Raw genomic sequence first — 22,188 nt, forward strand, 5'->3', positions numbered from 1 at the left:
CGTGCCGGTGCTGGTGGTGGCGAGCCTGATGGCGGTGATCGTGGCCATGCTCGGCGTGGAACGGGTGACCGGCGTCAACATGCTGCCCGACCGGTTCGTCGCCGGCCTGCGTCCGCCGCCGAAGAAGTTCCCGGTGCTGCCGGCCAGCCCGCCGACCGACCTGGCCATCGGCAAGCTCGACCTGCGGGCGCCGGTGCACCGGGTCGGCGTCGCCCCGGACGGCAGCATCGCGGTGCCGGACGTGGACCGGGCGGGCGAGGTCGGCTGGTACGACCAGGGCCCCACCCCCGGCCAGTACGGCCCGGCGGTGCTCGTCGGGCACGTCGACACCACCACCGGGCCGGCCGTCTTCCACGGGTTGCGGAAGCTCGACGACGGCGACCGGATCGAGGTGACCCGGCAGGACCGCTCGGTGGCCGTCTTCGAGGTGACCTCGGTCGAGCGGTACGGCAAGGAGAAACTGCCGGTACGGGAGGTCTACGGCGACTTCAGCCGCCCCAACCTGCGGTTGATCACCTGCGGCGGGCGGTGGGTGGGCGGCGAGACCGGATACGCCGACAACCTGGTGGTCTACGCCTCGCTGGTGAAGGCGCGCTGATCAGGCCGCCTCGGGCTCGGGCTCGCGCACGTCGAGCCAGTCCGCCCAGCGCGGGTCGGGGGCACGGTGGCCGAGCACCCGCCAGGCGTTGCCCTTCGGGACGACCGGCAGGTGGTGCAGCCGCCAGCCCAGCTCGGCCGGGGTCTTGTCGCCCTTGGTGTGGTTGCAGCGGGCGCACGCGGCGACCACGTTCTCCCAGGCGTGCCGGCCGCCCCGGCTGCGCGGGAAGACGTGGTCGATGGTCTCCGCCGGCCCACGGCAGTAGGCGCACCGCCACCCGTCCCGGGCGAAGATCGCCCGGCGGGAGAGCCCGACGTGGGTGCGGTACGGCACCCGGACGTAGCGGGTCAGCCGCACCACCGAGGGCACCGGGAGCGCGTTGCGCGCGCTGTGCAGGATGCCTTCCCCGTCGGCCACGCAGACCGCCTTGGCGGAGAGGACCAGGATCGCGGCACGGCGCACCGACACGACGCACAGGGGCTCGTAGGTGGCGTTCAGCACGAGTGCGCCGGAGCCCGCCGTGGGTCGTATGTCAGGCATCGCGCTCACCCTCCCGGTGCAGCCGCTCCCGCCAGCACGCCGGAGCCGCCCGTGAGCAGCACGGATCGACCCCGACGTCGGCCGGATCACCGACGTCCGTTGCGCCAATAGTCCCTGATCGCGCCCCGGATTGCACGTACTAATCCGGGGTACCCCCGTCCGGCCTGACCCCGGCATGTCAAGATGGCCGGTTCCGCCCCGGATGATCGTCGCCTCGGGCCACCCCGTCGGGGCGGGTCCGTGCGGCCCGACGACGGCGCGTGCGGTACGAAAGCACGGTGAACGTCTCCGACCTGATCGCCGCCCTGCTGTCCGCCGTCTCCGACCGGCGACCGGACTGCCAGGGCAGCAGCTCCTGCGAGTTCCTGTACCGGGCCACCGGCTCCGCCTGGTTCGCCGAGAGCAGCTACTGGATCCTGCTGAAGCCGCTGCGGGTGGCGCTGATCCTGCTGCTCGCCGTGGTCGCTCGCTGGGCGCTGCACCGGACCATCAACCGGCTGGTGCGCACCACCACCCAGGGCGCGGTGCCGACCATGCTCCGCCCGCTGCGCGAGCGGATCCCGAGCGCCACGCTCGACCCGGACCAGTTCGTGCCGGAGCGGCGGCGGCAGCGCGCCGAGGCGATCGGGTCGGTGCTGCGCAGCCTGGTCACCGCGTTCGTCTTCGGCATCGCGCTGCTGATGGTGCTCAAGGAGTTCAGCTTCGACCTGGCCCCGCTGCTGGCCAGCGCGGGCATCGCCGGCGTGGCGCTCGGCTTCGGCGCGCAGAGCCTGGTCAAGGACCTGATCGCCGGCCTGTTCATGCTGATCGAGGACCAGTACGGCGTGGGCGACACGGTCGACCTGGGTGAGGCGACCGGCGTGGTGGAGGCGGTGGGCCTGCGGGTCACCACGGTGCGCGACGGCCGGGGCGTGCTGTGGTACATCCGCAACGGCGAGATCATCCGGGTCGGCAACAAGAGCCAGGGCTGGGCGCTGGTCGTGGTGGACCTGCCGATCGGCTTCGCCGGCACCGAGGAGGCCACCGCCGTGCTGCGGACCGCGGCGGCGTCGGTGGCGCTGGACCCGGAGTTGGCGCCGAAGATCGTGGAGCCACCGGAGGTGCTCGGCGTCGAGCAGGTGACGGTCGACGGCACGGTGATCCGTACCGTGGTCAAGACCACCGCCGACGGGCAGTTCGCGGTCGGCCGGGAGCTGCGCCGCCGGCTCGCGGAGGCGTTGGAGAACTCGGGCATCACCGCCCGGATCGCGGCGGCCCGGCTCTTTCCCGGGCTGCCGCCGCAGGCGTCCGGGGAGGAGGGGGCCGGCGCCGGCGGGGCCGCCTGAGCCACGACGGTACGGCCCGATTTCCGGGGGTCGCGCGTCGCGCGGCCCCTCGGGTATCGTCCGTTCGTTCAGTCGGAGATGCGACGATCAATCCGTTCGCCCTAGCCACCCGTCAGACGATCGGGCAGAATCCGGTGAACACGCTCCACCGGGGAGTGTGCTTCGTGTCCTCGCTGATCGGTTGATCTGACGACGGTTCCCGGTCGGGCCATCACAAGTGGCCGGCCCGGAACGATGGAGGCGACGGTGTCCGACGAGCGACCCGCCCAGGAGAGCCCGGCCACCTTCCGCGACGTGTTCGGCCAGTCGGAGTTCCGCGCGCTCTTCGCCGCCAACGTCCTCTCCTGGGTCGGCGACTATCTCGCCAAGGCCGCGGTCACCGTGCTCGTCCTGCGCGAGACCGAGTCGGTCGCGCTCTCCGCCGCCGCCTTCGCGGCCAGCTACCTGCCCTGGCTGATCGGCGGTCCGCTGCTCTCGGCGCTCGCCGAACGGCACCGCTACCGCCAGGTGATGGTGCTCTGCGACCTGATCCGGATGGCGCTGATGGTGCTGGTCGCGATGCCGTTCATGCCGGCCTGGTCGGTCCTGGCCCTGGTCTTCGTGGCGACGCTGGCCAACCCGCCGAGCCAGGCGGCGCGCTCGGCGCTGCTGCCGCACATCCTCACCGGCGACCGGCTGGTGGTGGGGCTCACCGCCTCCACCNACCGCCCTGCTGATCAACGCGGGCACCTTCGCGCTGTCGGCCGTCCTGGTCCGCTTCGGCCTGCGCGACCGCGCCCCGGCGATGGGCGAGGCGCACCGCAGCCACCTGTTGCGGGAAACCGGCGAGGGGTTCCGGATCGTCTTCGAGCGGCCGGTGCTGCGCGCCATCGCGGTGCTGGTGTTCAGCGCCATGGTCTTCTCGATCGTGCCGGAGGGGCTAGCCGCCGGCTGGGCCGCCGATCGCACCGGCGGCGGCATGGACGCCGGCACCGCCCAGGCGGTCATCATGGCCGCCAACCCGGTGGGCTACATCCTCGGCGGGCTGATCATCGGCCGGTTGACCACCCCGGCCCGCCGGCTGGCCCTGATGCCACCGCTGGCGGTGCTCGCGCCGGCGGTGCTCGTCCCGGCGGTGCTCGACCCGCCGCCGGCCGTGGTGGCCCTGCTCGCCGGCGCGTGCGGGTTCGCGGTCGCCGGGATCGTCCCGGTGGCCAACGGTCTCTTCGTGCAGGCGCTGCCGGACGGCTACCGGGCGCGGGCGTTCGGCGTGATGGCCAGCGGCACGCAGGTCATCCAGGGTGGCGCGGTGCTGGCCACCGGCGCACTGGCCGAGCGGTTCCCGATCCCGATGGTGGTCGGCGTGTGGAGCGCGGCCGGAGTGCTCCTCATGCTCGTGGCGGCGGCCACCTGGCCCCGACCGGCGACGATCGAGGCGGCCGTCGAGACCGCTCGGGCCGAGTCGGCCCGGGCCGGTTCGCACGCCTCGCCCCGGGGGCCGGTTCCGGGTGACCGGGGGCGGGAGCACGGGCGGCACCGGCACGCGGTGACGTGAGCCGCGCCGCCCGTCGGGCGGTGGGGGGTGCCGGGGCACACCTGGCAGGATGGAAGCGTGACTTCCCCAGGCGAGTCGATGACGCTCTTCGAGGCGATCGGCGGTGAACCCGCCTTCCGCAAGCTGGTAGACGAGTTCTACGCCGGCGTCGCCGACGACCCGCTGCTGCGGCCGATGTACCCGGAGGAGGACCTGGGGCCGGCCGCGGACCGGCTGACCCTCTTCCTGATCCAGTACTGGGGCGGCCCACGCTCGTACTCGGATCAGCGCGGCCACCCGCGGCTGCGGATGCGGCACGCGCCGTTCCGGATCGGCGCCGCCGAACGCGACGCCTGGCTGCGCCACATGCGGCGGGCGGTGGACGAACTGGACCTGCCTCCGCAGCTCGCCACCGCGCTCTGGGACTACCTGGAGCGGGCCGCGTACTTCATGGTGAACGCGACGGAGGACCCGGCCGCGGGCTGACCGGCCCCGCTCAGAGCAGGGCGCCCTCGTCGTGCAGCCAGTCGACGAAGGTGGTGGCCACCGCGGCCCCGCAGTCGAGCATCTCGACCAGCAGCGCGTCGTGGGCGCCGGCGCCGAGCGGCACCTGCAACTCGGCGTAGATGGGCAGTTGGCCCCGCTCGGTCGGGTCGCCGATGTACGCCTTGCAGAACCGTCGGGTGTGGTTCCACTCGTTGACCACCCGGTAGGCCCGGTCGGCCCAGTCCGGCGGCACGGTCGCGTGCGGCCGGGCCCGCATCACCAGGATCTCGTCCTCCGGGCCCTCCAGGGCGACCAGCACGGCGTGCCGCTCCCACATGGCCAGCAGGTTGCCGTCGCCGTCGGCCAGGTAACGCACGTCGAGCAGGTCGAGCGCGTCGCAGACCCGGCTGAGGGTCACCGGGGCGACCGTGGCCGGCATGTCGGCGATCACCGGCCGCTCGGGCGCCGCCGCGTCGTCGCACGGCTGGCGCGGGGTCGGTGGTCCGACCCGGACGCTGTCATCCACTGTGGTCCCGCTTCGAGTCTCCGGATCGCCGCCACCGGCGGGACCGGGGCGCCATGACCACCACGGCATCGCTCGCGCACCTCACTCCCCAGCGGATCCAATCGCCTACGGTGCGTTGGATCCGAGGATGGACGGTACCCGGACAGCCGGCAGGAGGCACCCCCCCAACGGCCGCCCCGGGCCGGAAGAATGATGCCGGGTCATCCGTTCGGGTGAATTCGGGTAGGCGTGAGTGCAAGGTCCGCGACGGTACGCGACCATGCCGCCCCGTACGGTCCGACGAGTCCGACCCAACGGCCCGCCACCCGCACCTGAACGTCGCCGGCGTCGGCGCCGAGGAACCCCATCCGCACCACGCCCTGCACCAGCCGCTGGGACACCTCCACCGGCGTCGCCGGCTCCTCGTCCGGGGTAACCACCACCGCGACGTGGTCCAGCAGCGCGTCCCGCAGCACCCGCTGGCCCACCGCCCGGCCCGCCACCCCGTGCGTGGCCGCCTCGCGCAGCGTCCCGGCCGCGGCGGCCGCGATCCGGCGCACCTGGGCGCCGGGGAGCACCTCCACGGGGCGGCTGGCCGGGGGTGGCAGCGGCCAGCGCCAGCCCTCGTCCCGTCGCCGCGGCAGCGCGTCCCCACCGGCGGAGAGTTCGGCCAGCAGCTCCGCCGCGGCGACCGTGACGTCGCCGGGCGCGTCGCCGGGCACGGTACGCACCACGAGCACGTCCCAGGGCAGGTGGGCCCAGAGGGCGGTACGGCCGGCGCCGGGCACCGGCCGGAGCCGGACCAGGGTGCCCGGGTCCAGCCGGACCAGCCGGGCCAGGAACGCACCGGCGTCGGCCACCCCGGTCAGCCCGTGCCCGGTCATCCGTTCAGCCCGGGGGCGTAGCGGAGCAGGAACGTCCGCTCCTCGGGCGAGATCCGGCGGAGCCGCTGCGTGGACAGGTCGAACGGGACCAGCACGGACCGGGCCCGCCCGGCCAGCACGTCGCCGTCGTACAGCTCGTACGCGACCGAGAACGAACCGGCGCGGATCTCGTCGACCCAGAGTTCGATCCGTACGCTCGGCGCCACCTCGGCGCTGGCCCGGCCGAGCACGTAGTCGACCGGGCGCAGGTAGTCGACCTCGTGCCGGCGGATGACCACCCCGTCGGCGAACGAGCCCACTCCCCAGGCCCGGCCGCCGGCGAACATCAGCGCCACCCGGGCCTCCTCGTAGAGCGTGAGGAACCGGGCATTGTTGACGTGGCCGTACGCGTCCAGGTCGGACCAGCGCAGCGCGCAGTGGTAGACAAACCGGTCAGACAAGGGTCAGCACCGGTCAGTCACGGGTGAGCTTGCGGTAGGTCACCCGGTGCGGCCGGGCCGCCTCCGCGCCGAGGCGATCGATCTTGTTCTTCTCGTACGCCTCGAAGTTGCCCTCGAACCAGAACCACCGGTCCGGGTCCTCCTCGGTGCCCTCCCAGGCCAGGATGTGCGTGGCCACCCGGTCGAGGAACATCCGGTCGTGGGAGATGACCACGGCGCAGCCGGGGAACTCCAGCAGCGCGTTCTCCAGGCTGGAGAGCGTCTCCACGTCCAGGTCGTTGGTCGGCTCGTCGAGCAGGATCACGTTGCCGCCGATCTTGAGCGTCAGCGCCAGGTTGAGCCGGTTCCGCTCGCCGCCGGAGAGCACCTTGGTCGGCTTCTGCTGGTCCGGCCCCTTGAAGCCGAACGCGGCGATGTACGCCCGGGACGGCATCTCGACCTTGCCCACCATGAGGTGGTCCAGCCCGTCGGAGACGACCTCCCAGACGGTCTTGTCGCCGTCGAGGCCCGCCCGGTTCTGGTCGACGTACGACAGCGAGACGGTGGGGCCCACCTTGACGTCGCCGCCGGTCGGCTGCTCCAGCCCGACGATGGTCTTGAACAGCGTGGTCTTGCCGACGCCGTTCGGGCCGATGATGCCGACGATGCCGTTGCGCGGCAGCGAGAACGACAGGTCGTCGATGAGCAGCCGGTCGCCGAAGCCCTTGCTGAGGTGGTGCGCCTCGATGACGGTGCTGCCCAGGCGCGGGCCCGGCGGGATCTGGATCTCCTCGAAGTCCAGCTTCCGGGTCTTCTCCGCCTCGGCCGCCATCTCGTCGTAGCGGTCGAGGCGGGCCTTGGACTTGGTCTGCCGCGCCTTGGCGTTGGAGCGCACCCACTCCAGTTCCTCGGAGAGGCGCTTCTTCATCTTGGCGTCGCGGCGGCCCTCGACGGCCAGCCGGGCGGCCTTCTTCTCCAGATAGGTGGAGTAGTTGCCCTCGTACGGGTAGGCCCGGCCGCGGTCCAGCTCCAGGATCCAGTTGGCCACGTTGTCGAGGAAGTACCGGTCGTGGGTGATGGCGATGACCGTGCCGGCGTACTTGGCCAGGTGCTGCTCCAGCCACTGCACGCTCTCGGCGTCCAGGTGGTTGGTGGGCTCGTCGAGCAGCAGCAGGTCGGGCGCCTCCAGCAGCAGCTTGCACAGCGCCACCCGGCGGCGCTCGCCACCGGAGAGCTGGGTCACGTCGGCGTCCGGCGGCGGGCAGCGCAGCGCGTCCATGGCCAGTTCGAGCTTGGAGTCGATGTCCCAGGCGTCGGCGTTGTCCAGTTCCTCCTGGAGCCGGCCCATCTCCTCCATCAGCTCGTCGGAGTAGTCGGTCGCCATCTGCTCGGCGATTGCGTTGAACCGGTCCAGCTTGGTCTTGATCTCCGCGACCGCCTCCTCGACGTTGCCGAGGACGGTCTTGGTGTCGTTGAGCGGTGGCTCCTGGGCCAGCATGCCGACGGTGAAGCCGGGCATCAGCCGGGCCTCGCCGTTGCTCGGCCGGTCGAGCCCTGCCATGATCTTGAGGAGGCTGGACTTGCCGGCGCCGTTCGGGCCGACCACACCGATCTTGGCGCCCGGCAGGAAGTTCAGCGTCACGTTGTCGAGCACGACCTTGTCGCCGTGCGCCTTGCGCGCCTTGTCCAGGACGTAGATGAACTGGGCCACGGTGCGGGCTACCTCCGTCGGTTGCGATCGCGGGTTGCGGGTGCGGGGCACGGGCTTCGACTCCGCCCGCCGCCGCGGGCCGGGAGCCGGCCGCGCGCACGCCGTCGTCAATCCTGACAGGTACGGGCGGCCGCGCCCACATCACCCCACCCCAGCACCGGTACGGCGGGCGGCATGGACCTGGCCCAGACGGCTTTTGGAGGCCGGTCATCGACCTCTGAACCCTGTTGTCGACAAGATCACGGAGAGGGTTCGGCGGTTTCGGGACGGGTAGAGGAGTCCGGCACGGGGGATCAGACGCCGCAGCTACGCTCAGTACGCTCATCGCGGTGGACCCGTCAGCACCCGGAGGTGGCCGATCGTGACCGTCCGTAGCTCCTTTGTCGTAGTGGCCAATCGCCTCCCGGTCGACGAGGTGAGCACGCCCGAGGGTCGACAGTGGCGACGCAGCCCCGGCGGCCTGGTGACCGCGCTGCACCCGGTGCTCGCCGAGCACCAGGGCACCTGGGTCGGGTGGGCCGGCGGCACCGGCGCCGCACCCGAGCCGTTCGACCTGGAGGGCATCCGGCTGCACCCGGTGCCGCTGAGCGCCGAGGAACTGGAACGCTACTACGAGGGCCAGTCGAACGCGACGATCTGGCCGCTCTACCACGACGCGGTGGAGACACCGGCCTACAAGCGGCGCTGGCGCGAGGCGTACCGGTTGGTCAACGCCCGGTTCGCGGAGGCCGCGGCGGACGTGGCCGCCGAGGGCGCCACCGTCTGGGTGCAGGACTACCAGCTCCAGCTCGTCCCGGCGATGCTGCGTGAGCTGCGGCCGGACCTGAAGATCGGGTTCTTCCTGCACATCCCGTTCCCGCCCATCGAGCTGTTCATGCAGATGCCGTTCCGCGCCGAGATCCTGCGTGGCCTGCTCGGCGCCGACCTGGTCGGGTTCCAGCAGCGGCTGGCGGCGCAGAACTTCGTCCGGCTGGCCCGGCACCTGCTCGGCCTGCGCTACGAGGGGCAGATGATCCAGGTCGACGGCCGACAGGTGAAGGCCGGCGCGTTCCCGATCTCGATCGAGACCCGGGAGATGGAGCGGCTGGCCGAGGACCCGGCGATCCAGGCCCGGGCCAAGCAGATCCGCGAGGAGCTGGGCAACCCGAAGACGATCATCCTGGGCGTCGACCGGCTCGACTACACCAAGGGGATCGAACTCCGACTCAAGGCCTTCCGGGAACTCCTTGCTGACGGAAAGTTGACAGTTCCCGACGCGGTTATGGTGCAGGTCGCCACACCCAGCCGCGAGCGCGTGGAGCACTACCAGGCACTTCGGGTCAAGGTGGAACGCGAGGTTGGCCGGATCAATGGTGAATTCGGTCGGGTCGGCGTGCCGGCGGTGCATTACCTCCATCAGTCGTACAGTCGCTCCGAACTGGCCGCGATGTACGTCGCGGCCGACGTGATGATGGTGACCCCGCTGCGAGACGGAATGAATCTGGTGGCCAAGGAGTACGTCGCATCGCGCGCCGACCAGGGCGGCGCGCTCGTGCTCAGTGAGTTCGCCGGCGCCGCCACCGAGCTGCGCCAGGCGTTCCTGTGTAATCCGCACGACCCCGACGCGGTAAAGGACGCGTTGCTGCGGGCCGTGCATGTCGAAAANTAGGCCACTGGGCCAAGTCGTTCCTCAGCGAGCTCGGCGTCCCCGATACGGAGGCTGCGTGACCCCGCCCGCCGCCGCCACCACCACCGGTGGCGTGCTCGACCCGGAACTGCGTGCCGCCATCGGCCGCATCGCCCGGGTTCCCCAGCTCCTCGTCGCCTGCGACTACGACGGTACGCTGGCCCCGATCGTCGAGGACCCGACAAAGGCCGTACCGCTGCCCGAATCGGTGGCCGCGATCCGCGCGCTGGCGTCGTTGCCGCAGACAAGCGTCGCGGTGGTCTCCGGCCGCGCGCTGCGCGACCTGGCCACCCTCTCCCCCNTCGTCGAACGCCTCACCCCCGAGCTGATCGCCGTCCGGCACCGGCTCCGCCAGGAGCTACGAGAGATCGCCGCCGCCCACCCGGGCGTCCGGCTGGAACGCAAGCCGGCCAGCGTCGCCGTACACACCCGCGGGGTCGACCCGCAGGTCGCCGCCGCGGCCGTGGACGCGGTCCGCAGCGGCCCCGCCACCTGGGACGACGTCACCGTCACCCAGGGCAAGGAGGTCATCGAGCTGTCGGTGGTGGCGACCCACAAGGGCACCGCGGTCGACCAGCTCCGCACCCAGCTCGCGGCCGGCGCGGTGCTGTTCATCGGCGACGACGTCACCGACGAGAACGCGTTCGGCAACCTCCAGGGGCCGGACGTCGGCATCAAGATCGGCCCAGGGGACACCCGGGCCGACTACCGGGTGGCCGAGCCGATCGAGGCGGCCCGGGCGCTGGCCCTGCTGCTGGAGACCCGGCGGCACTGGCTCTTCGGCGAGCGGGCGGTGCCGATCGAACGGCACTCGATGCTGGCCAACGGGCGTACGGTCGCGCTGGTCACGCCGGAAGCCAAGATCACCTGGCTGTGCCACCCGAAGCCGGACTCGGCGGCGATCTTCGCCGACCTGGTCGGCGGCAGCCCGGCCGGGCACTTCACCGTCGGCCCGGAGCGTGGCGGCATCCCGCTGGGGCAGCGCTACCGCAGCAACACCATGACGGTGGAGACCCGCTGGTCCGGCCTGACCGTCACCGACTGGCTCGACCTGCCGGTCCGGCAGACCACGCCGGACGACCCGGCCGTGGTCAGCGGCGACTCGACCCTGGTCCGGGTGCTCACCGGCCGGGGCCGGGCCCGCATCGAGTTCGCGCCGCGCCCCGAGTTCGGTCAGGTGGCGGTGCAGCTCCAACCGCTGGACGACGGGCTGCTGGTGCTCGGCTCCAACGAGCCGGTGGCGCTGCACTCCCCCGGCGTCGAGTGGGAGGTCACCAACGACGCCGGCTACGAGACCGCGAAGGCGGTGGTGGACCTCTCCGCCACCGGCGGGCAGGTGGTGCTGGAGCTGCGCTTCGGCACGCAGAGCCTGGAGCCGCACCGGGTGCCGGTGCACGAGCGGCAGGCCGCCGCCGAGCAGCCCTGGAAGGACTGGGTGGCCTCGCTGCGGCTGCCCGCCACCGCCAAGGACCTGGTCGCCCGCAGCGCGCTGACGCTGCGCGGGCTCTGCCACGAGCCGACCGGCTCGATCCTCGCGGCGGCGACCACGTCGCTCCCCGAGGAGCTGGGCGGGGTCCGCAACTGGGACTACCGCTACTGCTGGCTGCGGGACGCGGCGATGACCGCACGGTCGCTTGTCGACCTCGGTTCCACCGAGGAGGCCGAGGGGCTGCTGCGGTGGATCGACGGCGTGGTCGAGCGCACCGGGGGGCACCCGGAGCGGCTGCACCCGCTCTACACCGTCGACGGCTTCGAACTGGGCGCCGAGGCGGTCATCGACACGCTGCCCGGCTACGCCGGCTCCCGGCCGGTGCGGGTCGGCAACCTCGCCAACCACCAGCTCCAACTCGACGTCTTCGGCCCGGTCGCCGACCTGATCGCCGCGGTGGCCGACGCCCGGGGTTCGGTCCGCGACGACGAGTGGCGGGTCCTGGAGAACATGGTCGAGGCGGTACGCCGCCGCTGGCACGAGCCCGACCACGGCATCTGGGAGGCCCGCCTCCCACCCCGGCACCACGTCTTCTCCAAGGTCATGCTCTGGATGACCGTCGACCGGGCGCTGCACGTCGTGCGCCAGCACGGCGGCCAGGACCGGCCGGAGTGGGTGGAGCTGCGTGACCGGATCGGGGCCAACGTGCTGGAGCACGGCTGGCACCCGGAGGCCGAGGCGTACAGCGTCGCGTACGGGCACGACGAGATGGACGCCTCGTCGCTCTGGATCGGCCTGTCCGGGCTGCTCCCCGGCGACGACCCGCGTTTCCTCTCCACCGTGCTCAAGATCGAGGCGGACCTGCGCAGCGGTCCGGTCGTCTACCGCTACCACTGGGACGACGGCCTGCCCGGACGGGAGGGCGGCTTCCACATCTGCACGTCGTGGCTGATCGAGGCGTACCTGCGCACCGGCCGCCGCACCGACGCGGAAGAACTGTTCGTCCAGATGGTCGACACGGCCGGTCCCACCGGCCTGCTCCCCGAGCAGTACGACCCGCTCGCCGAGCGGGGCCTGGGCAACCACCCCCAGGCCTACAGCCACCTGGGCCTGATCCGCTGCGCCCTGCTGCTCGACAACATGCTCAAGCAGTAACCCACCCACGAAAGCGGCCCGGGACCCTGCGGTCCCGGGCCGCTCCGCGTTCCGNAAATCGGGCAGTTCGCGGGCACCGAGTGCATGATCGACGTCAGTGGACCGGGTCCAGGGCGTTGACGACGTCGCCGATGACGACGATGGCGGGTGGACGGAAGGCGGCGGCGGTCACGTCGGCGGCCACTGCGGCCAGGGTCGAGCGGAGGATGCGCTGGGCGGCGGTGGTGCCCTCCTGGACCACCGCCGTCGGGGTCTGCGGCGGCCTGCCGTGGGCGATCAGGGTGGCGGCGATCGCGGCCAGGTTCTTCAGGCCCATCAGGACCACCAGGGTGCCGCGCAGGCCGGCCAGCGACTCCCAGCGGACCAGCGAGGCCGGCGAGTCGGGCGCGACGTGCCCGGAGACCACGGTGAACTCGTGCGCCACCGCGCGGTGGGTCACCGGCACGCCGGCCGCCCCGGGCACCGCGATCGCGCTGGTCACCCCGGGCACCACGGTCACCGGCACGCCCGCCTCGGCGCAGGCCAGCAGCTCCTCCCCGCCCCGACCGAAGACGTACGGGTCGCCGCCCTTGAGCCGCACCACGATCTTCCCGGCCAGCGCGCGGTCCACCAGGATGCGGTTGATCTCCTCCTGGCCGCGCGACGGCCCGTACGGGATCTTCGAGGCGTCCACCAGCTCGACGTCCGGGCGCAGCTCGTCGAGGAGCAGCCCGGGGACGAGCCGGTCGGCGACCACCACCTCGGCCTCGGTGAGCAACCGCCAGCCCCTCAGGGTGATCAGCTCCGGGTCGCCCGGCCCGGCACCCACCAGCGCCACCCGTCCNGGCCCTTCCTTTCACCGAGGAGGGTGCGGATGGCGTCGCGGACGGTCATCGCGCGGTGCGGGTCGCCGCCGCCGAGGACGGCCACCGTCACCGGGCCGTGCCGGGTCACGGCGGGCGTCCACGCGCTGGCCGCCGCCCGGTCGTCGGCCCGGACGCAGAAGATCCGCCGCTCGGCGGCGGCGGCGCTGACCGCCGCCGCGGCGGCCCGGTCGTCCACCGCCACCTGGACCAGCCAGGCACCGTCCAGGTCGTCGACGGCGAAGCGGCGCGGCTCCCAGTGCAGGCGTCCGGCGTCGACGTGGGCGCGCAGCGCCGGGGTCAGCTCGGGCGACACCAGCAGCACGTCCGCGCCGGCGTCGAGCAGCGCGGGCACCCGCCGGGTGGCCACCGCTCCCCCGCCCACCACGACCACCCGCCGGCCGGCCAGCCGCAACCCCAACGGGTACGGGCTCGGCTCGCTCACTTCTCGGCCACCCCGGCCGCGTCGAACGTGGCCACCTCGTGCAGCACCCGGACCGCGCCGGTGACCACCGGCAGGGCGAGCAGCGCCCCGGTGCCCTCGCCGAGCCGCAGCCCCAGGTCGATCAGCGGGTCGAGCCCGAGGTGCCGCAGCGCCACCGTGGCACCCGGCTCGGCGCTGCGGTGCCCGGCGACCATGGCGCCCACGGCGTCCGGCGCGAACGCGGCGGCGGCCAGCGCGGCGCTGACCGCGATCACGCCGTCGAGCAGCACCGGCACCCGGCGCGCGGCGGCGCCGAGGATCAGCCCGGCCAGCGCGGCGTGCTCCAGCCCGCCGACCGCCGCGAGAACGCCCAGCGGGTCGGCCGGGTCGGGCGCGTGCCGGGTCAGGGCGGTCCGCACCACGGCGACCTTGCGGGCATACGTCTCGTCGTCCACCCCGGTGCCCCGGCCGGTCGCCGCCGCCGCGTCCACGCCGGTGAACGCCGCGATCAGGGCGGCGGCCGGGGTGGTGTTGCCAATGCCCATGTCGCCGGTGAGCAGGATGCCCGCCCCGGTGTCGACCAGCTCGCCGGCGATCCGGATGCCGGTTTCCACCGCCGCCCGGGCCTCGTCCCGGGTGAGCGCGGTGGTGACCGTCATGTCCCGGGTGCCGGCGCGCACGTTCGCCGCCACCAGGCGCGGCCCGGCCGGGTCGGCGGGCGTCGCGACGAGTTCGGCGGAGAGCGCCACCGGGGCGGTCGGCGGGCCGGGCAGGTCGGCGGCGCGGGCCGCCGGCACGGCGGGGGGGGGGNGCCGTCGGGAGCGGGGTGGCCACGCCGACGTCCACCACGGTGACCGAGGCGCCGGCCTGCCGGGCGAACGCGTTGACCACCGCGCCGCCGGCCAGGAAGTTGCCGATCATCTGGGCGGTGACCTCCTGCGGCCATCCGGTGACGCCCTGAGCGTGCACGCCGTGGTCGCCCGCGAAGATCGCCACCGCGGCCGGGCCGGGCAGCGGCGGCGGGCAGGTCCCGGCCAGCCCGGCCAGGCGTACCGAGAGCGGCTCCAGGGCGCCGAGCGAGCCGGCGGGCTTGGTCAGCCGGCCCTGGAGTTCGCGGGCGGCCGCCATGGCGGTCTCGTCCAGCGGGCGGATCGCCGCGACGGTTGACTCAAGCATCATGCCTCCAGGATCCGTGCCAGTATCGCGGTGAACGCGTCGGTGGTGGCCTGGTCGCGTACCGCGATCCGGAGCCAGTCCGGGCCGAGCCCGGGGAAGGTGTCGCCCCGGCGGACCGCCCAGCCGTGTGCGCGCAGCCGCTCCCGCAGCTCGGCGGCGCCGGGCCGGTGGATCAGGACGAAGGCGCTGGCCGGGCGCCCGGCCACGCGTACCCCGGGCAGGTCGGACAGGCGGGCCACCAGGTGGTCGCGGTCGGCGGCGAGTTCGGCGGCGATCGCGCGTTCGGCCGCGACCGCGGCCGTGGTGGCGCAGGCGGTGGCGGCGGCGAGCGCCGGGGTGGAGACGGCCCAGAGCGGTTGGGCGGCGGCGAACCGGGCCAGCAGGCCGGGGTCGCCGAGCAGGTAGCCGATCCGCAGTCCGGCCAGCCCCCAGGTCTTGGTGAGGCTGCGGACCACCACCAGGCCGGGCAGGTCACGGCGGGCGGCGAGGGACTCGGGCTCACCGTCGACGCCGGGGGCGGCGGTGGTGTCGGCGAACGCCTCGTCCACCACCAGTACCCGGCCGGGCCGGGCCAGCGCGGCGAGGGTGCCGGCCGGGTGCAGCACCGAGGTCGGGTTGGTGGGGTTGCCGACCATGACCAGGTCGGCGTCGGCCGGGACCCGGGCCGGATCGAGTCGGAAGTCGTCGGCCGGGTCGAGCAGGACCCGGTCCACCCGGTGGCCGGCGGCGCGCAGGGCGGCCTCCGGCTCGGTGAACTGCGGGTGCACCACCACCGGGCGGCGGGCGTCGCGCAGCGCCCGGGCGATCAGCACGAAGCCCTCGGCCGCACCGGCGGTGAGGAGTACCTCCTCCGGGGGTCGCCCGTGTCGGTGACCGACGGCGGCGCGGGCGGGGGCCGGGTCCGGGTACGCGGCCAGTTCGCCCAGCGCGGCGGTGAGCGGGTCGGCCAGCCAGTCGGGCATCGGGGCGCGGCGCACGTTGACGGCCAGGTCCACCAGACCGGGCGTCGCCTCGGCGTCCCCGTGGTGGCCCAGGTCGGGCTCGGCGGGCGCGACGGGCTCGGCGAGCACGGTCACGGTCGGTGTTGCGGGCATGTCCGCGATCCTGCCGGGAAGCCGCCGCGTGGGACAGCGCATCCCGGCGTGGGGCGCGTCACGGGCTCGCCCGTTTATGAATTCTTCTCATTTCCGAATCGGAAATGTCATAGCTTGACCCCGTGAGCAACCGACCCCTTGCCTCCGCTGGTCGTACCGTGCCCCTTCTCCGCGCCGGACTCATCGCCGGCATCATCGTCGCCGCCGCGATGTACCCGTTGGCCGCCGCCACCGGCATCGGCGCGAAGGCCACCGCGCACGCCGTGCAGCAGAAGACGAACATCCTCAAGACCGCGCTGCCCGCCGAGACGTCGTACCTCTACGCGCCCGACGGCAGGACGGTGCTGACCATGTTCTACGAGGAGTACCGCCAGTACACCAAGATCGAGAACATGTCGCCGAACATCCAGCAGGCGATCGTCGCCGCCGAGGACAACCGCTTCTACCAGCACCACGGCGTCGACCCGAAGGGCGTGGCGCGGGCCTTCGTCTCCAACGCCCGCTCCGGCGGCGTCTCCCAGGGCGCCTCGACGCTCACCATGCAGTACGTCCGGATGGCCCTGCGGGACAGCGCGTCCACCCCCCGCGAGGTCCAGGAGGCCACCCAGCAGACCAGCCTGCGCAAGGTCAAGGAGATGCGCATGGCGCTCGACATCGAGAAGCACCTGACCAAGGAGCAGATCCTGGAGCGCTACCTCAACTCGGCCTACTTCGGCCACCGGGCGTACGGGATCTACGCCGCCTCGCAGATCTTCTTCTCGAAGACGCCGGCCACGCTCAGCCCGGTCGAGGCGGCCACGCTCGCCGGGCTGGTCAAGTCCCCCTCGGAGTACGACCCGATCACCTCCGACCAGAAGGACGCCACCGGCCGGCGCAACTACGTGTTGAACAACATGGCCCGACTCGGCTACCTGTCGCCGGACGCCGCCGCGGCGGCCCAGGCCCAGCCGATCCGGCTGAAGCTGACCGACCCGCCTAACGACTGCGCCGCGATCGACGGCGCGCACCGGAGCTGGGGTTTCTACTGCGACTACCTGAAGAACTGGTGGAGCGCGCAGCCGGCGTTCGGCGACAACCGGCTGGAACGGATGGACAAGCTCCGCCGCGGCGGCTACCGGATCGTGCTCGCCCTCGACCCGAAGATCCAGACGGCGGCCGAGAAGAACGTGGGCGCCCAGGACAACACCGGCAGCCCCTTCGCCAACGGCATCGTGGTCGCCGAGCCCGGCACCGGGCGGATCAAGGCGATGGCGGTGAACCGGAACTACTCGCTCGACCTGGCCGAGAATCCGAACAGCTCGAACCCGGAGGCCGGCCCGAAGGTCAAGGCGAACTACCCGAACACGGTCGCGCCGTTGCTCGGCGGCGGGACGCTTCCGGGCTACCAGGCCGGGTCGACGTTCAAGATGTTCCCGATGCTCGCCGCGCTCAACGCCGGGATGCCGCTGTCCACCGCGTACGACTCGCCGTACAAGTACCAGTCCGCGATCTACGACGGCTGGGCGCCGTCCAACGCCAGCGCCGCGATGACCGGCCGGCAGACCATGTGGTCCGGCTTCGGCAAGTCGGTGAACACCTACTTCGTCCAACTGGAGGAGAAGGTCGGCGCGGAGGCCGGGGTACGCCTGGCCGAGCAGCTCGGGTTGCGCTGGCGTACCGACGTGGACCGGGAACAGGCGTCGCCGACCCGGGCGAAGAAGTGGGGCGCGTTCACGCTCGGCGTCTCCGACGCCACCCCGCTGGAGATGGCGAACGCGTACGCGGCCGTCGCCGCCGACGGGCGCTACTGCGAGGCGATCCCGGTCAACGCGATCATGACCCGGGACGGCACACCGGCCACCTGGACCACCCCGGGTGGGGTGCAGCGGGAGGTGGCCAAGCCACGCTGCCGGCAGGTGGTGAACGCGGACGCGGCGCGGGCCGCCACCGACGCGGCGCGCTGCCCGACCGGGGACACCCCGGCCAAGGGAAGCTGCGGCGGCTGGTCGACCGCCGACAGCGTCCGGGGCACCGTGGGCCGACCGGTCGCCGGCAAGACGGGCACCACGGACAGCACCCGGTCCGCCTGGTTCGTCGGCTACACACCGGAACTGGCGGCGGCGAGCTTCATCGCCGATCCGGACAATCCGTTCAACGCCGTGGGCGACGGCCAGTCCGAGGTGCCGGTGAACGCGGTGGCCATGACGCTCCGCGACGCCCTGAAGGGTCAACCCACCCGCCAGTTCACCCCACCGTCCGACCAGATCGTCGGCTGACCCCCGCCGTCTGCCCGGGGGTGCGCCCGGGTCAGTTGATCAAGGAGTTTGCGTCCGGGATCGTCTGGTCCCCGACGCGAACTCCTTGATCGACGTCCAGCGTCGACGGGGGCGGGTCACGCCGGGGTGGATGCGGGGGCCAGGGTGGCGGCCACCAGGCGGGTGGCCACCCCGCTCAGCGCGGCCCAGTGCGGCACGAGCTGCGAGGCGTGCACGCCGTGGCGGACGAAACCCTCCGGGGTGCCGCCGTCCCACTGCCAGGCCGGCCGGTCACCGGCGCGCGGGGTGAGCACACCGGCGTGCTGCTTGTGCCCGGTCACCGTGACCCCGGCCGGCGCCACCACGCTGCCGGTGACCGCGGTCGCCTCCCGGTAGCCGACCACCAGGCCGTCCCGGACCGTGCCGACCGCGTCGAGCACCCCGCACATCGGCCGGCCGTCCAGCTCACGGGCCAGCCAGAGCAGGCCGGCGCCCTCGGCGACCACCGGGCGGCCGGAGCGGGCCAGCTCGGCCACCGCGATGCAGAGCCGGCGATTGGCGGAGAGCTGCTCCGCGTACGTCTCGGGAAGCCCGCCGCCGACGACCAGCGCGCGGGTCCCGGCGGGCAGCGCCTCGTCGCGCAGCGGATCGAGCGTGACCACCTCGGCGCCGGCGGCGCGCAGCAGCTCGGCCGTCTCCGGGTGGCTGTAGGTGCCGGCCGGGCCGCCGGCCAGCGCGACCACCGGCCGCTCCGCCGTGGCGGGCGGCCCGTCCGTCGGATCGGGTGACCACGGCTCGACGGTCAGCGCGGGAGCGGACCGGGCCAGCGCCAGCAGCCGGTCGAGGTCGACGGTCGCGGCCACCGCCTCGCCGAGCCGGCGCACCCCGCGCTCGGCCTCCGCGTCACCGCGCACCACGGGTGCCGTGCCGTGCCGGCGGGCGGGCAGCACCGGGGGCAGCTCGTGCCGGCGCAGCGCGCCGTAGACCGGCACCCCGACGTCGTCCAGCGCCTCGCGCAGCAGCGTCTCGTGCCGGGACGAGGCGACCCGGTTGAGGATCACGCCGCCCACCCAGATCTGCTCGTCGTACGCCCGGAAGCCGTGCATCAGCGCGGCCACCGACTGGCCCATCGCGGCCACGTCCACCACCAGCACCACCGGGCTGCGCAGCGCGGTGGCGACGGCGGCGGTGGACTCGCTCTCCGGGCGGCCGGCAACCGAGTCGTAGAGCCCCATCGTGCCCTGCACCAGCGCGAACCCGGCGCCGGTCGCGCCGTGGGCGAAAAGCGGGGCGACCCGCTCCGGGCCGACCAACCGAGGATCCAGCGTGCGTGCCGGACGGCCGGCGGCCAACCCCAGGTACGCCGCGTCGACCTGGTCCGGCCCGACCTTGAACCCGGCCACCGTCAGCCCCCGATCGGCGAGCGCGGCGAGCAGGCCGAGGGAGAGGGCGCCGGTGCCGTGCCCCGAGGAGGGCGCGCTCAGTACGACGCGCGGCACGTCGGTCATCATCGACTCCTGGATCCGGGGTGATTTCCGCCCGCGTGACCATACCCGTCCGGGCCGTCGCCCGGCGGCCGTGCCGGGCCGGAGTTTCGCCCGGCAGCCGCGAGTGGCCCCGCTCATACGGGTAGCCTTGGCCAACGTGTACCGGTTCCTGCTGACCCCGCGCTGGCTCGGCTACCTCGCGCTCACCCTCGCCGCCGCCGCGGTGATGGTGTTCCTGGGCAACTGGCAGCTCGACCGCTACCGGGGTCGCACGGCGATCAACGAACGGATCGACGCCGGTGCCACGATGACGCCCGCGCCGCTGCGCGACGCGCTGCCGGCGCCGACCGGCGGTACGGGCAGCGCGGGCCCCGCCCCGGTCGAACGGGTCACCTGGAGCCGGGTCACCGCCACCGGCCGCTACGACAGCGCGAACGTGGTGCTGATCCGTGGCCGGACCGTCGACAGCCGGGTCGGCTTCGAGGTGCTCACCCCGCTTGTGCTCGAAGACGGCAGCGCGGTGCTCGTCGACCGGGGCTGGATCCCGCCCGCACCCAACGCCGGCGCGACCGTTCAGCCCCCGGTGCCGGCGGCACCGACCGGCGAGGTCACCGTCACCGGCCGGGTGGTCGGCAGCGAGAGCGGCGGCGGTGGCATCGCCCGGCGCGACGGCAAGCTGGAGGCCCGCCGGATCGACATCCCCCGCTTGGCGAAGCAGTTGCCCTACCCGGTGACCGGCGGTTACGTGCTGCTCGACGGGCAGACGCCGGCCGCCGACCCGGCGTTCCAGGCGGTGCCGATCGGGCACACCAACAACTGGCAGAACTTCGGCTACGTCTGGCAGTGGTGGATCTTCGCGGTGATGAGCCTGTTCGGCTACGGCTGGGTGGCCCGCCGGGAGGCCCGACGCCGGGCCGGGCTCGACGGCCCCCGCACGCCGGTGGACCGGGCAGCCGAGCCGGCTGCCGCCGGCCCCGCCGCCTCCTGAGCCCGGGCCCCGGCGGTCAGCCGGTGACCCGGCCGGCGTGGATCGCCCGGACCGCGTCGATCGTGTCCGCCTCCGCGGCGGTCTTGTCGTCCCGATAGCGCACCACCCGGGCGAACCGCAACGCCATCCCGCCCGGGTAGCGGCTGCTGGTCTGCACCCCGTCGAAGGCGATCTCGACCACCTGTTCCGGCCGGACCCGGACCACCCAGTCGCCCTTCTCCACGGCCAGGGACAGGAAGCGTTCGGTCTGCCAGCGCAGCAGCTCGTCGGTGAGCCCCTTGAACGTCTTGCCGAGCATGACGAACTCGCCGGTGCCCGGGTCGCGGGCGCCGAGGTGCAGGTTGGACAGCCAGCCCTGACGTCGCCCGCTGCCCCACTCGACCGCGAGCACCACCAGGTCGAGCGTGTGCCGGGGCTTGACCTTGACCCAGGCCGCGCCGCGCCGCCCGGCGTCGTAGGGCGCGGCCGGATCCTTCACCACCACCCCCTCCTGGCCGGCGTCGACCGCCGCCGCGAACGCCGCCCCGGCCTGCGCCGCGTCGTCCACCTCGACGCGCCCCACCAGCAGCGACGGATCGAGCGCATCGGCCAACGCGGCCCACCGCTCCCGGCCGGGCGCGTCGATCAGGTCGGCGCCGTCGAGGTGCAGCAGGTCGAAGAAGTACGGCGTGAGCACCGGTGTGCCGGCACGCTCGGCGGCGGCCAGCACGGCGGGCGCGACCGGGGTGCGGCCGGTGGTGCTGGGTGTGGTGCGCCGGGCCGCCCGGCTCGACGTCTCCTGGAACGGCAGCGGCCGGCCGGCGGCGTCCAACCCGATCGCCTCGCCGTCGAGCACCAGCTCGCGGGCGGGCAGCGCGCGCACGGCGGCCACCACCTCGGGCAGCCGGCCGGTGATCTCGTCGAGGCTGCGGGTGAAGACGGCGATGTCCGCACCGGAGCGGTGCACCTGGATGCGGATGCCGTCGAGCTTGACGTCGACCACGGCCGGCAGGCCGGTGGCGGTGAGCGCCTCGTCGACCGAGGGCGCGCTCTGCGCCAGCATCGGCGCGAGCGGGCGGCCCACCTGGAGCCCGAACCCGGCCAGCGCGGCGGCGCCGCCGGTGAGCGCCGCGACCGCCACCGCCCGCAGGTCGCCGGCGAGCAGCAGGGCCCGGCGGACGGTGGTGACCGGCACGTCGGCCGCCCGCGCCACCGCCTCGGCGAGCAGGCCGGCCTGGGCGCCCTGGCGCAGCTCGCCCCGGAACAGGCCGACCAGCAGGCGCTGCTCGTCGGCGGTCGCCATGGCGAAGAGCCGGCCGACCAGCTCGCGCCGCCGGGCCTGGGAGCCGGCACCACCGACCCGGGAGATCTCCTCGACCGCCGCGTCGACCGCGGCCACGGTCAGGGTCGGCTCGGCCGCCGGCGGCGGCAGGTCGCGCAGGCCCGCCCACCCGACACCGGTCTGCCGCTGGCGCAGCTCACCGGCGAGGTAGCCGGCGCCGGCCGGGATCTCGGGCGGGTCGAGCGCACGCAGCGCGGCGGCCAGCAGCTCCACCTTGGCCCGTCGGCCACCGGTGGCGCCGACCGCGGCCGAGGTGGCCGCCAGCTCCGCGAAGCGCACGCCCACATCCTGCCAGCCACCTGCGACATCAGGGCGCTTCCGGCGGCCCGGCGCACCGCACGGGTGCCACCGAGCCGCCGGAAGCCCGGTCGCGCGTCCCGGTCGTGCCGGT

General features: G+C 73.7%; 14 protein-coding genes and 4 pseudogenes. 8 read left to right on the plus strand and 10 right to left on the minus strand.

The genetic code is table 11. The annotated features are described in order from the left end of the window. Positions 1–598 (plus strand): class F sortase (locus B1205_RS27755; protein ID WP_254910262.1); only part of this gene is annotated, 598 nt, incomplete at its 5' end. On the opposite strand, the gene B1205_RS27760 is transcribed toward B1205_RS27755, so the two are convergent. After that, the gene (locus B1205_RS27760; RefSeq protein ID WP_089158287.1) at positions 599–1,138 is read right to left on the minus strand and encodes an HNH endonuclease; all 540 of its coding nucleotides are present in this window, start codon (positions 1,136–1,138) and stop codon (positions 599–601) included. Positions 1,139–1,446: 308 nt separating this feature from the next. Here B1205_RS27760 and B1205_RS27765 point away from each other — a divergent pair, with 308 nt between their 5' ends. The 3 genes and pseudogenes from B1205_RS27765 to B1205_RS27775 all read left to right on the plus strand — a co-directional run bounded on the left by B1205_RS27765 (position 1,447) and on the right by B1205_RS27775 (position 4,462). Next, positions 1,447–2,463 carry a mechanosensitive ion channel family protein gene (locus B1205_RS27765; RefSeq protein WP_441338589.1) on the plus strand — a complete coding sequence of 339 codons (1,017 nt, stop codon included), beginning with the start codon at positions 1,447–1,449 and terminating at the stop codon, positions 2,461–2,463. Between the two features lie 234 nt (positions 2,464–2,697). After that, positions 2,698–3,997, plus strand: a pseudogene (locus tag B1205_RS27770) (MFS transporter). Between the two features lie 78 nt (positions 3,998–4,075). Next, entirely contained in the window at positions 4,076–4,462 is a 387-nt protein-coding gene (locus tag B1205_RS27775; RefSeq protein ID WP_176308840.1) for a globin, read from the plus strand. Between the two features lie 10 nt (positions 4,463–4,472). On the opposite strand, the gene B1205_RS27780 is transcribed toward B1205_RS27775, so the two are convergent. From B1205_RS27780 to ettA, 4 genes are all read right to left on the minus strand, one after another. Beyond that, positions 4,473–5,057, minus strand: a complete 585-nt coding sequence (locus B1205_RS27780; protein ID WP_089158290.1) for a YbjN domain-containing protein — start codon at positions 5,055–5,057, stop codon at positions 4,473–4,475. Between the two features lie 131 nt (positions 5,058–5,188). Next, a complete protein-coding gene (locus B1205_RS27785; protein WP_089158291.1) occupies positions 5,189–5,851 on the minus strand; it encodes a hypothetical protein in 663 nt (220 codons plus the stop codon). Beyond that, positions 5,848–6,291, minus strand: coding sequence for an acyl-CoA thioesterase (locus B1205_RS27790; RefSeq protein ID WP_089158292.1), 444 nt, complete (start codon positions 6,289–6,291; stop codon positions 5,848–5,850). The genes B1205_RS27785 and B1205_RS27790 overlap by 4 nt, the downstream gene beginning before the upstream one ends. 13 nt (positions 6,292–6,304) lie before the next feature. Then, positions 6,305–7,981 (minus strand): energy-dependent translational throttle protein EttA, encoded by a 1,677-nt coding sequence (gene ettA, locus B1205_RS27795; protein WP_089158293.1) that lies wholly within the window; start codon positions 7,979–7,981, stop codon positions 6,305–6,307. A gap of 361 nt (positions 7,982–8,342) precedes the next feature. Here ettA and B1205_RS27800 point away from each other — a divergent pair. Together B1205_RS27800 and B1205_RS27805 are read left to right on the plus strand one after the other, a co-directional pair. Further along, positions 8,343–9,688: pseudogene (locus tag B1205_RS27800) on the plus strand (alpha,alpha-trehalose-phosphate synthase (UDP-forming)). Beyond that, complete coding sequence (locus B1205_RS27805) at positions 9,685–12,231, plus strand: trehalase-like domain-containing protein (protein ID WP_089158294.1); 2,547 nt, start codon at positions 9,685–9,687, stop codon at positions 12,229–12,231. The pseudogene B1205_RS27800 and the gene B1205_RS27805 overlap by 4 nt, the downstream one beginning before the upstream one ends. 94 nt (positions 12,232–12,325) lie before the next feature. On the opposite strand, the pseudogene cobA reads toward B1205_RS27805, so the two are convergent. The 3 genes and pseudogenes from cobA to cobC form a co-directional block, all read right to left on the minus strand. Continuing rightward, positions 12,326–13,518, minus strand: a pseudogene (gene cobA, locus B1205_RS27810) (uroporphyrinogen-III C-methyltransferase). Continuing rightward, positions 13,515–14,673 (minus strand): annotated as a pseudogene (locus B1205_RS27815) (nicotinate-nucleotide--dimethylbenzimidazole phosphoribosyltransferase). The pseudogenes cobA and B1205_RS27815 overlap by 4 nt, the downstream one beginning before the upstream one ends. Continuing rightward, the gene (gene cobC / locus B1205_RS27820; RefSeq protein WP_089158295.1) at positions 14,673–15,767 is read right to left on the minus strand and encodes an Rv2231c family pyridoxal phosphate-dependent protein CobC; all 1,095 of its coding nucleotides are present in this window, start codon (positions 15,765–15,767) and stop codon (positions 14,673–14,675) included. The pseudogene B1205_RS27815 and the gene cobC overlap by 1 nt, the downstream one beginning before the upstream one ends. Before the next feature lie 122 nt (positions 15,768–15,889). On the opposite strand from cobC, the gene B1205_RS27825 reads away from it, so the two are divergent. Continuing rightward, a complete protein-coding gene (locus B1205_RS27825; RefSeq protein ID WP_089158296.1) occupies positions 15,890–18,022 on the plus strand; it encodes a transglycosylase domain-containing protein in 2,133 nt (710 codons plus the stop codon). A gap of 116 nt (positions 18,023–18,138) precedes the next feature. Here the strand turns inward: B1205_RS27825 and B1205_RS27830 are convergent, their stop codons facing one another. Continuing rightward, positions 18,139–19,509, minus strand: coding sequence for a cobyrinate a,c-diamide synthase (locus B1205_RS27830; protein WP_089158353.1), 1,371 nt, complete (start codon positions 19,507–19,509; stop codon positions 18,139–18,141). Positions 19,510–19,645: 136 nt separating this feature from the next. Between B1205_RS27830 and B1205_RS27835 the strand changes: the two genes are divergently transcribed. Next, complete coding sequence (locus B1205_RS27835) at positions 19,646–20,476, plus strand: SURF1 family cytochrome oxidase biogenesis protein (protein ID WP_089158297.1); 831 nt, start codon at positions 19,646–19,648, stop codon at positions 20,474–20,476. A gap of 16 nt (positions 20,477–20,492) precedes the next feature. Here the strand turns inward: B1205_RS27835 and B1205_RS27840 are convergent, their stop codons facing one another. Beyond that, positions 20,493–22,076: an ATP-dependent DNA ligase gene (locus B1205_RS27840; RefSeq protein WP_089158354.1), complete on the minus strand. Its 1,584-nt coding sequence runs from the start codon at positions 22,074–22,076 to the stop codon at positions 20,493–20,495. Between the last annotated feature and the right edge of the window lie 112 nt (positions 22,077–22,188).

It is taken from the genome of Micromonospora sp. NBS 11-29 (assembly GCF_002140155.1).
Taxonomy (GTDB): Bacteria; Actinomycetota; Actinomycetes; order Mycobacteriales; family Micromonosporaceae; genus Micromonospora.

Excerpts from the sequence above, each read along its gene's own strand:
- B1205_RS27760 (WP_089158287.1), bottom strand. The coding sequence starts at position 1,138 with ATGCCTGACATACGACCCACGGCGGGCTCCGGCGCACTCGTGCTGAAC.
- B1205_RS27775 (WP_176308840.1), top strand. The coding sequence starts at position 4,076 with ATGACGCTCTTCGAGGCGATCGGCGGTGAACCCGCCTTCCGCAAGCTG.
- B1205_RS27780 (WP_089158290.1), bottom strand. The coding sequence starts at position 5,057 with ATGCCGTGGTGGTCATGGCGCCCCGGTCCCGCCGGTGGCGGCGATCCG.
- B1205_RS27785 (WP_089158291.1), bottom strand. The coding sequence starts at position 5,851 with ATGACCGGGCACGGGCTGACCGGGGTGGCCGACGCCGGTGCGTTCCTG.
- cobC (WP_089158295.1), bottom strand. The coding sequence starts at position 15,767 with ATGCCCGCAACACCGACCGTGACCGTGCTCGCCGAGCCCGTCGCGCCC.
- B1205_RS27830 (WP_089158353.1), bottom strand. The coding sequence starts at position 19,509 with ATGACCGACGTGCCGCGCGTCGTACTGAGCGCGCCCTCCTCGGGGCAC.